Origin of the sequence: Streptomyces sp. NBC_00400, assembly GCF_036048035.1 — a bacterium.
Classification (GTDB): Bacteria; Actinomycetota; Actinomycetes; order Streptomycetales; family Streptomycetaceae; genus Streptomyces.
Genome location: NZ_CP107940.1, coordinates 5,084,102 through 5,096,153, shown reverse-complemented (window position 1 = coordinate 5,096,153; position 12,052 = coordinate 5,084,102). Strand labels below are relative to the sequence as shown.

The window sequence follows — 12,052 nt, the reverse complement described above, 5'->3', positions numbered from 1 at the left end:
CGCCCGAAGCCCCGCTCCGCTACAGCTCCGCCAGCCCGTCCAGCAGCCGCGCCGCGACGGCCACGTCATCCGTCAGCGGCCGGTCCTCCATCCGCGGGTCGAGGGCGTCGGCGGCGAAGGCATAGGCGGCGGCGAGCGGGATGTCCGGGTCGGGTTCCAGGGAGCGCATCCGCAGGGCCCGTACGGTGGCGACCAGTTCGCAGGCGAGGACCTGGCGGTAGTGCGTACCGGCGCGCAGGCTCTGGCGCGCGCCCAGGGAGGCGAAACTGGCCTGTTCCTCGACGCCGCGGGAGAGGACGGCATGGCCGAGCGAGGCCGGCTGGGAGACCGCGCGCATCTCCCCGAGCGCGGCGCCGGCCGCGTATTCGAGGATCATCACGCCGGAGCTGGCCGGTGCCGCATCCCCCAGGAACGGCCGCAGCCGGGTGAAGTCGGGCTCGGAGAGCGCGGCGAGCCGGGCGGTGGACAGCTGGGCGGTCTGCAGCACGGCCAGCCGGAGGGCGTCCAGGGCGAGCGCGGTATGGGCGGCGTAGAAGTTGCCGTGGTGGTAGGCGGCCTGGTCCTCGATGCTGATCAGGGGGTTCTCGGCGGCGGCGTTCACCTCGACCGTCAGCACCTCGTCCAGGGTGTCGGCGGCGTCCAGCGCCGGGCCGTGGATCTGCGGGATGCAGCGGAAGCCGTACGGGTCCTGGATACGGCCGAGGGGCGGGGCCGGGCGGGGCGGGACGCCGGAGAGGGTACGCAGCCGGGTGGCGGCGGCCGCGGAGCCGGGGTGCGGGCGGGCGAGCATGACCGGCTCGGCGAAGGGCTCGTACGAGCCGCCGACCGCGAGCAGGGAGAGGGCGGCGACGGGGAGGGAGGCCGCCAGGAGCCGGCGCAGTTCGTCGAGGGCGAGCGCGGACTGGCCGAGGGTGAGGGCGTTGCTGCTGATCAGGGCGAGCGCGTCGTTGTTGTCGAGGGCGATGGGGGCGGGGGCCCGGCCGCCGGATGCGCAGTGCCAGGGGTGTTCGCCGGCCAGCGCGAGTCCGGTCTGGGCGAGCGCGGCCAGGTCGCCGGTGCCGACGCCGCCGTGTTCGTTGACGACGGGGTGCGCGCCGGCGTCCAGGGCGGCGAGCAGGGAGGTGATGACGGCGGGGTTCAGGCCGGCGCCGCCCGCCAGCAGCTGGTTGGCGCGCACGGCGAGCATGGCGCGGACCTCGCGGCCGGGCAGCGGGTCGCCGACCGCGCCGGCATGGCTGCGCAGCAGCCGCAGTCCGTGCTCGGCGTCCGCGGCCCCGACGTCCTCCGTGCGGTTGGCGCCGACGCCGGTGCTGCGCCCGTAGACCCGGCCGGTGGCGGCGAGGCGGCGTGCGGTCTCCCAGGATTCCTCGGCGCGGGCGAAGGCCTTGGGGTCGGGCGCCGTGGGGTGCGCGGTGCGCTCCGCGAGGGCGGCGATGTCGGCGCTGTGCAGGCCGGTGCCGTCGAGCGTGATGCGCCGGCCGGCCGGGCGGCCGGTGTCCAGCATGTGAGAAACCAAGGGGTTCAACTCCCTCTTATAACGCGCTTTGTGGACGGAAGTCCGACACCTCTCTCCGTACGGTGAGCCGAAGCAGCAGGCGAGGGATCAGACGATTCACTCCCGCCTATTGACTTCTATTCACGTGCCTATGACTCTGCATGACACTATGCAGGCCGGGCAAGGGGCAGCGGATGATCAAGTTCGACGCAGTCAGCAAGCGATACCCGAATGGCACCACCGCCGTGGACGAGCTGTCCCTGGACCTGCCCGAAGGCGGGGTCACCGTCCTCGTCGGCTCGTCGGGCTGCGGCAAGACCACCACCCTGCGGATGGTCAACCGGATGATCGAGCCGACCTCCGGCAGGATCAGCGTCGGCGGCCGCGACATCCAGGAGGCGGACGCCGCCGAGCTGCGCCGCGGCATCGGCTATGTCATCCAGCAGTCCGGTCTCTTCCCTCACCGTACGATCCTGGACAACATCGCGACGGTCCCCCTGCTGCTGGGCTGGGGCAAGCGCAAGGCCCGCGCCCGCGCCGCCGAGCTGCTGGAGCTGGTCGGCCTGCCCGCCGACGCCGGCAAGCGCTATCCGCACCAGCTCTCCGGCGGCCAGCAGCAGCGCGTCGGCGTCGCCCGTGCGCTGGCCGCCGACCCGCCGGTGCTGCTGATGGACGAGCCCTTCGGCGCCGTCGACCCGGTCGTGCGCACCCAGCTGCAGAACGAGCTGCTGCGGCTCCAGGAGGAGCTGCGCAAGACCGTCGTCTTCGTGACCCACGACATCGACGAGGCGGTCCGGCTGGGCGACCGGATCGCGGTCTTCCGCACCGGCGGCCGGCTCGTCCAGTGTGCCGAGCCCGCCAAGCTGCTGGCCCGGCCCGCCGATGACTTCGTCGCCGACTTCCTGGGCGCCGAGCGCGGGCTCAAGCTGCTCTCGCTCACCACCCTCGCGGACGTTCCGTACGCCCCCGGCCGGGCGATACGCGCCGACGATCCGGTCGGCGGGATACCCCGCGGCGGCGGCCGCTGGCGAGTGGTGACCTCACCGCGCGGGGAACCGCTGGGATGGCTGGACACCGACGCGCTGCCCGCCGGCGGGACGGCCGGCGAGGCCCCGCTGGAGGCCGTACGGCCGCTGCACGACAGCGATTCGCTGCTCTCGGCGCTCAACGAGGCGGTCTCCTCCCCCGCCGCCGCCGTCGTCCGGGTCTCCGACGACGGGGTGCTGACCGGCCTCACCTCCCGCGACGCCATCCACGACCGGGCGGGCCGCAGCCACGCGGACGCGGGCCGGGCGGCGGCCGCCGGGCCCACCGCCCCCGAGGCCACCACCGGGACGCCCGCCCCCGAGGCACCCGACTCGGACGACACTCCCGAGGACACCCCCGCAAACGCCGGGCCCCCCAAGACCCCCTCCGCCACGGAGCGCCCCGCATGACCATCGAGTGGGGCTGGTTCCCCGACCACGCCGACGAGATGGCCCGCCTGACCGCCGACCACCTCGCCACTGCCGTGCCCGCCGTCCTCCTCGGCCTGCTGATCGCGCTGCCGCTGGCGGTCCTCGCCCACCGGATCCGGCCGCTGCGCGGCGTCATCCTGGGCGCGTCCAACATCCTCTACACCATCCCCTCCCTCGCCTTCTTCGTCCTCCTCCTGCCGGTCACCGGCCTCACCCGCACCACCGCGATCGTCGGTCTGACCGCGTACACCCTGGTCGTCCTCGTACGGAACACCGTCGAGGGACTGGACGCGGTCCCGGTCAAGGTCCGTGAGGCGTCGACGGCGATGGGGACCGGGCCGCTGCGCACCCTGCTCACCGTCGAGCTGCCGCTCGCCCTCCCGGTGATCATGGCGGGTGTACGGGTCGCCACCGTCATGTCCATCTCCCTGGTCAGCGTGGCGAGCTACATCGGCTACGGCGGCCTCGGCCAGCTCTTCACCGACGGATTCCAGCGCAACTTCCCCACCCCGGTCATCGCCGGCGTGGCCCTGACCCTGCTGCTCGCCCTGGTCGCCGACGCGCTGCTGGTGACCGTCCAGTGGCTGTGCACCCCCTGGCGGCGCGGCACCTCCCGGCAGCGCACCTCTCTGTGGCGGAAGGCAGCGTGACGCGCCGATGCTCGAACTCCTGAAGAACCTCGCCTCCTGGCTGACCAGTCCGGCCCAGTGGTCGGGCCCCGAGGGCATCGCCACGCGCATCCTGGAGCACCTGGAGTACTCGGTGCTCGCCACCCTGGCCGCGGCCGTGATCGCGCTGCCCGTCGGCCTGCTCATCGGGCACACCGGCCGGGGCGCGTTCCTCGCCGTCAACCTCTCCTCCTTCGGCCGGGCGCTGCCCACCGTCGGCCTGGTCACCCTGGTCTTCCTCGCGGGCGGGCTGAGCGTGTGGCCGGTGTACGTGTCGCTGGTCGCGCTCGCCGTTCCGGTGATCATCACCAATACGTACGCGGGGATGGCCGCCGTCGACCCCGAGGTCAAGGACGCCGCCAAGGGCGTGGGGCTGCGCGGCCGCCAGGTCCTGTGGCAGGTCGAACTCCCGCTCGCGCTCCCGCTGATCATGACCGGCGTACGGCTGGCGACCGTGCAGGTCGTCGCCACCGCCACCATCGCCGCCTACGTCAGCTTCGGCGGGCTGGGCCGCTATGTCTTCGACGGGCTGGCGCAGCGCGACCTGGTGCAGGTCCTCGGCGGTGCGGCCCTGGTCGCCGTGCTCGCCGTCGTCGCCGACCTGGCGCTGGGCGGGCTGACCCGGCTGCTGTTCCGCGGCCGCCCGGCCACCGCACGCTGAACGCCTGCCGCCCGGCCACCGCACGCTGAGCACCTGCCGCCCCGCCCCCTACGTACGCACCGAGGAGCCCCGCCCATGAACCGTCGTACCGCCTTGACCGCTCTCCTCGCCGGCGCCTCGGCCCCGCTGCTGGCCGCCTGTTCCTCCGGCATCACCTCCCTCAAGGGGGACGGCGCCGGCGGCGACAGCGGCAGCAGCACCGGCGGACTGGTCATCGGCACCGCCAACTTCACCGAGAACCAGATCCTCGGCTACCTCTACGCGGGCGTGCTGACCGCCGCCGGGGTCAAGGCCACCGTCAAGCCCAACCTCGGCTCCCGCGAGATCGTGGTCCCCGCGCTGCGCTCCGGCGATATCGACCTGCTCCCCGAATACCAGGGCAGCCTGCTGCTCTACCTCGACAAGAAGGCCACCGAGACCGAGGCGGGCGCGATGCAGAACGCGCTGGCCACGGTGCTCCCCGACGGCCTCGAAATCCTGCCCTACGCGGCCGCCGAGGACCGCGACAGCTTCGCGGTGACCCGCGCGACCGCCGACCGCTACGGCCTCAAGACACTCGCCGATCTGCGCAAGGTCAACGGCAAGCTGGTGTTCGGCGCGGCCGCCGAGATGAAGAAGCGGGTCGTCGGGCTCGTCGGCCTCAAGGACCAGTACGGGGTGGAGTTCAAGGAGTTCAAGGCGCTGGACTCCTCCGGGCCGCTGGTCAAGGGCGCGCTGAAGAAGGGCGACATCGACATCGCCAATGTCTTCACCACCGACGTCGACACCGCGGAGAACGGCTGGGTCCTGCTCGCGGACCCCAAGCACCTCATCCCCGCCCAGCACATCGTCCCGCTGATCGCCGCCCGCAAGGCCGACTCCAAGGTCCGCAAGGCCCTGGCCCGTCTGGGCAACACCCTCACCACCGCCGACCTCACCGAGCTCAACCGCCTCGTCGACAAGGAGAAGCAGGACCCGGACCGGGTGGCCGACGCCTGGCTGAAGAAGCACAAGGTGAGCTGAGACCCGGCGGGGGCCGCACGCCTCACGCGGGCGGCGGGCCGCCGTGGCGGAGCGGCAGGCCGAACAGCGGGAACAGCCGCTCGGTGTCCAGGAAGCACTGCAGTGCGGTGATCCGACCGTCCGCCGTCTCGATGACCTGGATCGCCCAGGGCGTGCCGTCCGCGCGGTACTGCCCGAACGCCGGCCGGCCGTTCGCCGCGACCGGCACCAGATGCGACCCCTCGCAGCCGCAGCCCGGCCCCAGCATCCACTTCACGATGTCGTCGCGGCCGCGCAGCCACAGCTCGAACGGCGGCATGGAGAGCGTGGAGTCCTCGTGCAGCACGGCCGTGAGCGCGTCCATGTCGAACCGTTCGAAAGCGTCGACATAGCGCCGCAGCAGCGCCTGCTGGGCGTCGTCCAGCGGCTGCCGCGCCACGTCGGCGGCGGTGTCACCGGAGGCGGCGAGCGTGGCACGGGCCCGCTGCAGGGCGCTGTTGACCGAGGCGACCGAGCTTCCCAGCAGCTCGGCGACCTCGCTCGCCGACCAGCTGAGCACTTCCCGGAGGATCAGCACCGCCCGCTGCCGGGGTGCCAGCCGCTGCAGCGCGGCGATGAACGCCAGGCGGACCGACTCCCGGGCGACGGCGGTCTCCGCCGGGTCCGCCGCGGACGCCAGCACCCGCTGGTCCGGTACGGGTCCGATCCAGGTCGCCTCGGGCAGGCCGGCGCCGACCGGGGTGTCCACGCTCGACGGGGAGGCGAGATCCATCGGCCGGGCCCGGCGCTGACCGCCCTTGAGCAGGTCGAGGCACACATTCGTGGCGATCCGGTAGAGCCAGGACCGCAGGGACGCCCGCCCCTCGAACCGGTCGTAGCTCCGCCAGGCCCGCACCATCGTCTCCTGGACTGCGTCCTCGGCCTCGAACGCCGAGCCCAGCATCCGGTAGCAGTAGCCGGTCAGCTCGGTGCGGTGGGCCTCCAGCCGGTCCACGGGCTCGTTCCGGTCCACGGGCTCGCTCCGGTCCACGGGCTCGCTCCGGTCCACGGGCTCGCTCCGGTCCGCGGGCTCCTTCCGGGGCGCGCGTCCTGTGCCGCCGTCCGCCGGCCCGGCCCCGCCGTCCGCCGTGGTTTCGCTCGTCGAGGACCGTTTCATCGAGGACCCACCCATCCGCCCGTCAGCCGACCGCCGGCACACGCGCCCGACGCTACCGGAGCATCCGGCACCAGTCTGCTCCCCGGCACGGGGCTCCGCAGCCGGGAACCGGGCGCAGGAGAACCCGGGAACCGGGCGCAGGAGAACCCGGGGATCTGACGCGTGAGACCCCGGGATCTGACACGTGAGACCCGGGGACCGGACGCGGGAGACCCCGGGAACCGGACACGGAAGAACGACGCAAAGGCGGGCCGGGCACCACGGCCCGGCCCGCCCCCGCTTCTCAGATCATCTGCGCAACTGCACGCCGCGCAGCACCCCTCCGACAACCGCTCCGGCCACGATGCTCAGCCCGAGCCGGGCAGGTTCCGTCATTCCGGAGAACACGGTGTGCGTGAGCGCGAAAACGACCACGACCGCGAGAACTCCGGCGATCAGCGCCTTTCTCATTTCTTGCCCATCATCAGCAATCGGAAAGCGAAAGCACCGCGCCGGAGACCAGGCCTCCGAAAGCCCCCGCCGTGGCACCCGCGGCACACCCGGTCTCGGCGCCTGCTATACAGCCGCCTATCCCACCGGACACCACATAATCCTTGATCTTGTCGTTGGCGCACTGCGAGTAGCTCTCGGCCGCCACGCTCCGCGCGGTGACGCCGAGATCCCGGAAGCTGCGGGTCGCCCGCACGGTCACCGTGGCGCCCTTGGCGCGGTAGCTGACGTGCGCCGTCTTGCCGTTCTTCAGTTTGATGGCGGTGCCCAGCGAGCCCACCGCCCGATGGCCGGGACCGACCAGCTCCAGCTTCTTGCCGGCCACGGTGAAGTGGTACCCGGCGGGCATGGAGAGGGTGGCCGTCAGCGTTTTGGCGTCCGGCGACCTGAGCGACTTCAGCTTGAATCCCTTAACGGAACTCACCGATTTCGCGGAATGCGGCGCACTGTGCGCGGAGGCGGGACCGGCCACCCCCGCAATGGTCAGTGCGGTGAGTGCGGTCGCAGCGGTCTTACGGAACCTCATATATCCCCGTTTCCCCGTGTGGATCGATTCCTTGATCAGTCTACGGGTGACGTCGCAAATGCAAGATCCATAGCGAGTAATTTCGGGGTAAACCCGGCCGCTTACGGGGCAGTTCGGCCCTCGCGCGAGCTGACGGGGCGCCACCGGCGGTGCACAGGACGGCCCTTCGGGTGTCCGGCTACGGCCGCGCCGCCACCGCCGAGCCCCGTTCCGAGAGGCGCGGGGCGCACAGGATGCGCTTGCGACGGATCCGGCGGCCCTCGATGGCGGCGACCGCGAGGCGGGCGGCTTCCTTGGCGATCTCGCTCAGGCCCCAGTCGACGGTGGTCAGGGGCGGGGTGAGGACCCGGGAGACGGGGTGGTCGTCGAAGCCGACGACCGAGAGGTCGCGGCCGACGGTGAGGGAGGCCTCGGCGGCGGCCGCGTAGACGCCGTAGGCGATGGAGTCGGAGAAGCAGAAGACGGCGGTGACCGGGACGGGACCGGCAGGCCGGCGGCCGTCCGGGCTGTTGGCCAGGACCCGGCGGGCCATCGCGGTCGCCTCGCCCAACTCCTGCGGGCAGGGCAGGACTTCGGCCTCGATGCCGAGCCGGTCGGCGGCCTCGCGCACATAGACGTCGGCGGGGCGGTCCGGGGTGGACGGGCCGGTGGGGGTCAGCACGGTGACCCTGCGGTGCCCCAGCCCCCGGAGGTAGTCCAGGACGGCATCGATGCCGGCCCGGTTGTCGAAAAGCACCTCGCCCGCCGTACGGGCCCGGCTCAGGGCGTCGCCGATGGAGACCACCGGCACGGCGTCGGCGATCGCCGACCAGCCCTCGGCGGACGGATCGACGGGCGAGACCAGCAGGCCGTCCACCCGCTGGTCGCGCAGCTGCTTGGCGAGGGACAGCTCCCGTCCGGGGTCGCCGCCCGCGTCGAGGATCAGCGCATAGCGGTCGCCGGCCAGCAGCTCACGCCCTATCGCCGCCATCAGCTGCTGCTGCCAGAGGTCCTGCAGATCGCCCGCGAGCACACCGACCGTGCTCGTACGGCCGCTGGCGAGGGCGCGGGCGATCGGATCGGCCTCGTAGCCGAGGTCGGCGGCGGCCTTGCGCACCCGCTCCTCGGTTTCCTTGGAGACGTGCTTGCCGCGCAACGCGTAGGAGACGGCCGCGGTGGAGAGGCCGGTGGCCTCGGCCACCTCGCGGAGGGTGGTGCGCTTATTGGGCCTGGCCATGTCCGGAAGCCTACCCAAGGAAGGCGCGGCAGCCGGTCACGATGCGGCGCCCGCCGGGCGGCATCCCGGGGGCGGCAACGGCCTGCCGGATCCGGCAGGGCCTTGACAGCACTCTCGGTTAACCGCTTCACTTAAACGCATCAGTGAAGCGGTTAAGTGCACGGCTGGGCAAGCGGTCCGGGGCGCGGGTCACGACGCGCGCGCCGCCCCGCACCACCGCCCCACCGCCCACGGCCACCGCCCCGCACCCCGAGGGAGGCTCGTGCCCACCGACGTCCACCAGCACCTCTGGCCGCCCGGCTTCCTCGCACTGCTGCGGTCCCGCAGTGCGCCGCCGCGACTGGACGGCTGGACGCTGCACCTGCCGGGCGAGCCCCCGTACGCCGTCGACCCCGCCGACCACGACATCGCGGCCCGCGCCCGGCTCGCCCGTGCCGACGGCCTCGATCTGGCCCTGGTGTCGCTCTCCAGCCCGCTCGGCATCGAATACCTGCCGCCCGCCGAGGCCGCACCCCTGCTCGCCGCCTTCCACGACGGCGCGCTGGACCTGCCCGCCCCCTTCGGCGTCTGGGCCTCGGCCTGCCTGTCCGCACCCGAGCCGGACCCCGGCGCACTGCGGCGCGAGCTGGCCCGCGGCTGCGTGGGGCTGCAACTGCCCGCCACCGCCCTGCTCGACGCCGCCGGGTGGGCCCGCTGCGCCCCCCTGCTGGACGCCGCCGCCGAGCGGGACGCACCGCTGTTCGTCCACCCCGGCCCGGCCCCGTCCGCGGACCAGGACGCCCCCGCCTGGTGGCCCGCCCTGGTCCCCTACCTCCAGCAACTGCACGCCTCGTGGTTCGCCTTCCGCGCCTTCGGCCGGCCGCGCCACCCGGACCTGCGGGTCTGCTTCGCGGCCCTGGCCGGCCTGGCCCCGCTGCACGGCGAACGGCTGGTCGCCCGCGGCGGCGGCCGGGAGCGCGGCCGGGTGGACTGCAGGGCGTTCTACGAGACGTCCTCGTACGGGACCCGTGCGGTCGACGCAGTCGTCCGGGCCGCGGGCATCGACGTCGTCGTCAGCGGCAGCGACCGCCCCTATGCCGACCCCGTCCTCCCCGACCTCGGCGCGGAGGCCGCCGTCCACGCCCTGCGCACCGCCAACCCGGCCCGCCTGCTGGGCCCGACGAAAGGAGCCCGCCCATGACGTACCGCACCTCCCCGGCCGCCACCGCCCGAGAGGTCCCCGACGGCGAGGAGCCGTTCACCGCACTGCCCGAGCGCAACCTCGACAAGCGCGAGCTGCAGGACCTGGTCGAAGCGCTCGCCACCCGCCCGGACCTGTGGCGTGAACAGGTCGCCTTCTCGGACACCGAGCGCCACTACGCCTCCCTGCACCGCGACGAGTTCGTCGATGTCTGGCTGCTGTGCTGGACCCGGCAGAACGACACCGGCTGGCACGACCACGACCTCTCCTCCGGGGCGGTCCGTGTCGTCCAGGGCGTACTGACCGAGTCCAACCCCCGGATCGGCGGCGAGCACCTGGCCACCGCGGTCGGCGCGGGCTCCTCCTTCTCCTTCGGCCCGGACCACATCCACCGGCTCACCGGGGCGAGCGACGATGCGGTGTCGGTGCACGCCTACTCGCCGCCGCTGTGGCGGCTGGGCCAGTACGACATCACCGAGGACGGCCTGATGCGACGGGTCTCGGTCTCCTACGCGGACGAGCTGCGGCCGACGGACGGGACGACCGCGGCCTGAACGGCCGGACCGGGCGCTCCGGGCGCTCCGGCGGCCGGGGGCCCGGTGCCCGGCGGCCGGAGTGCGGGCCGGCGCCGGCGGGACCCACCCGGACCTGCCCGGACCCGCCCGGCCCCGCCCGCACCGGCCCGTCACCACGAATTACTTCCCACCTATTGACCTTCCATTCACCGCCATCGATCCTGCATGAATCCATACAGACGGCAACGCGAGGCGGACTCATGGCAGGTGTGGTCGAACGGCGCTCCATCGACGTCGTCCCCGATGACGAACGGCACGGCAGCGCGGTCAGCCAGTTCACGCTCTGGCTGGGCGCCAACCTCCAGATCACCGCCGTCATCACCGGTGCGCTGGCCGTCGTCTTCGGGGCGAACGCCTTCTGGTCGCTGATCGGGCTGCTGCTCGGCAACCTCCTGGGCGGTGCGGTGATGGCGCTGCACTCCGCCCAGGGACCGCGGCTCGGACTGCCGCAGATGATCACCTCGCGGGCCCAGTTCGGGGTGCGCGGCGCGGTGGTCCCGCTGGCGCTGGTCATCGTGATGTACATCGGGTTCTTCGCCAGCGGCAGCGTGCTGGCCGGGCAGGCGGTCGGCGAGCTGACACACCTCGGCGAGACCCCCGGGATCGTCCTCTTCGCCGCGGTCACCGCCGTGGCCGCGGCCGTCGGCTACCGCCTGATCCACACCCTCGGCAAGGTCGCCGGCCTGGTCTGCGCCCTGGCCTTCGTCTACCTCGGCATCCGGCTGCTGCAGCGCACCGACCTCGGCACGCTCCTCGCCGACCACCGCTTCGCGCTGCCGGTCTTCCTGCTCGCCGTCTCGCTCTCGGCCTCCTGGCAGCTGGCGTTCGGCCCGTACGTCGCGGACTACTCGCGCTACCTGCCGCGGCACACCTCGGCGCGCGCCACGTTCTGGTGGACGCTGTCCGGCTCGGTGCTCGGCTCGCAGTGGTCGATGACCTTCGGCGCGCTGGCCGCCGCCGCGGCGCCCGCGGCCTTCGTGGGCCACGAGGTCAGCTACATCGTCGGCCTGGGCGGCGCGGGCCTGATCGCCTCGCTCCTCTACTTCGTCATCGCCCTCGGCAAACTCACCATCAACATCCTCAACACCTATGGCGGGTTCATGTCGCTGGTCACCAGCGTCAGCGGCTTCCGCGGGCAGCGCACCCTCACCCCGCGCGGCCGCTCCGCCTACATCGCGGGAATCATGGTGGCCGGCACCGCCGTCGCCCTCCTGGGCAAGGACTCCTTCCTGACGTCCTTCAAGGACTTCCTGCTCTTCCTGCTGACCTTCTTCACGCCCTGGTCCGCGATCAATCTCGTCGACTACTACCTGATCTCCAAGGAGCGCTACGACATCCCGGCGCTCAGCGACCCCGCAGGACGCTACGGCGCCTGGAACGTGCGGGCGCTGGCGGTCTACGTCCTCGGGGTGCTCGCCCAGCTCCCGTTCCTGGCCACGCACTTCTACACCGGCCCGCTGGTGGCACCGCTCGGCGGCGCCGATATCTCCTGGCTCGTCGGGCTCGCCGTACCGGCCGTCCTGTACTGGCTGACCGCCCGCCGCGACACCGCCCGCACGGCAGCGCCGGAAGCGCCGGAAGCGCCCCAGGACATCCGGAATCCGGCCGGATCGGGGGGCTAGCCCTACCGCGCCGCCCGCCCGGCGTC

The 12,052-nt window shown here is 72.9% G+C and carries 12 protein-coding genes; 7 read left to right on the top strand and 5 right to left on the bottom strand.

Annotated elements, in window-relative coordinates:
• Positions 1–19: 19 nt before the first annotated feature.
• Entirely contained in the window at positions 20–1,504 is a 1,485-nt protein-coding gene (locus OHS81_RS22395; protein ID WP_328391338.1) for an aromatic amino acid ammonia-lyase, read from the bottom strand.
• Between the two features lie 185 nt (positions 1,505–1,689).
• On the opposite strand from OHS81_RS22395, the gene OHS81_RS22390 reads away from it, so the two are divergent.
• From OHS81_RS22390 to OHS81_RS22375, 4 genes are all read left to right on the top strand, one after another.
• Positions 1,690–2,931: an ABC transporter ATP-binding protein gene (locus OHS81_RS22390; RefSeq protein WP_328386462.1), complete on the top strand. Its 1,242-nt coding sequence runs from the start codon at positions 1,690–1,692 to the stop codon at positions 2,929–2,931.
• Positions 2,928–3,602, top strand: a complete 675-nt coding sequence (locus OHS81_RS22385; protein ID WP_328386461.1) for an ABC transporter permease — start codon at positions 2,928–2,930, stop codon at positions 3,600–3,602. The genes OHS81_RS22390 and OHS81_RS22385 overlap by 4 nt, the downstream gene beginning before the upstream one ends.
• Before the next feature lie 7 nt (positions 3,603–3,609).
• The gene (locus tag OHS81_RS22380) at positions 3,610–4,281 is read left to right on the top strand and encodes an ABC transporter permease (RefSeq protein WP_328386460.1); all 672 of its coding nucleotides are present in this window, start codon (positions 3,610–3,612) and stop codon (positions 4,279–4,281) included.
• A 75-nt stretch (positions 4,282–4,356) separates the two neighbouring features.
• Positions 4,357–5,283: an ABC transporter substrate-binding protein gene (locus tag OHS81_RS22375; protein ID WP_328386459.1), complete on the top strand. Its 927-nt coding sequence runs from the start codon at positions 4,357–4,359 to the stop codon at positions 5,281–5,283.
• Between the two features lie 22 nt (positions 5,284–5,305).
• On the opposite strand, the gene OHS81_RS22370 is transcribed toward OHS81_RS22375, so the two are convergent.
• The 4 genes from OHS81_RS22370 to OHS81_RS22355 all read right to left on the bottom strand — a co-directional run bounded on the left by OHS81_RS22370 (position 5,306) and on the right by OHS81_RS22355 (position 8,649).
• Positions 5,306–6,418, bottom strand: coding sequence for a sigma-70 family RNA polymerase sigma factor (locus tag OHS81_RS22370; protein WP_328386458.1), 1,113 nt, complete (start codon positions 6,416–6,418; stop codon positions 5,306–5,308).
• 288 nt (positions 6,419–6,706) lie between these two features.
• Positions 6,707–6,868 carry a hypothetical protein gene (locus OHS81_RS22365; RefSeq protein ID WP_328386457.1) on the bottom strand — a complete coding sequence of 54 codons (162 nt, stop codon included), beginning with the start codon at positions 6,866–6,868 and terminating at the stop codon, positions 6,707–6,709.
• Positions 6,869–6,881: 13 nt separating this feature from the next.
• Positions 6,882–7,433, bottom strand: coding sequence for a hypothetical protein (locus OHS81_RS22360; protein ID WP_328386456.1), 552 nt, complete (start codon positions 7,431–7,433; stop codon positions 6,882–6,884).
• A 178-nt stretch (positions 7,434–7,611) separates the two neighbouring features.
• The gene (locus OHS81_RS22355; protein WP_328386455.1) at positions 7,612–8,649 is read right to left on the bottom strand and encodes a LacI family DNA-binding transcriptional regulator; all 1,038 of its coding nucleotides are present in this window, start codon (positions 8,647–8,649) and stop codon (positions 7,612–7,614) included.
• A 262-nt stretch (positions 8,650–8,911) separates the two neighbouring features.
• Between OHS81_RS22355 and OHS81_RS22350 the strand changes: the two genes are divergently transcribed.
• The 3 genes from OHS81_RS22350 to OHS81_RS22340 all read left to right on the top strand — a co-directional run bounded on the left by OHS81_RS22350 (position 8,912) and on the right by OHS81_RS22340 (position 12,026).
• Positions 8,912–9,829: an amidohydrolase gene (locus tag OHS81_RS22350; RefSeq protein ID WP_328386454.1), complete on the top strand. Its 918-nt coding sequence runs from the start codon at positions 8,912–8,914 to the stop codon at positions 9,827–9,829.
• Complete coding sequence (locus tag OHS81_RS22345; protein ID WP_328386453.1) at positions 9,826–10,383, top strand: cysteine dioxygenase; 558 nt, start codon at positions 9,826–9,828, stop codon at positions 10,381–10,383. The genes OHS81_RS22350 and OHS81_RS22345 overlap by 4 nt, the downstream gene beginning before the upstream one ends.
• 221 nt (positions 10,384–10,604) lie before the next feature.
• A complete protein-coding gene (locus OHS81_RS22340; RefSeq protein WP_328386452.1) occupies positions 10,605–12,026 on the top strand; it encodes a purine-cytosine permease family protein in 1,422 nt (473 codons plus the stop codon).
• Positions 12,027–12,052 lie beyond the last annotated feature (26 nt).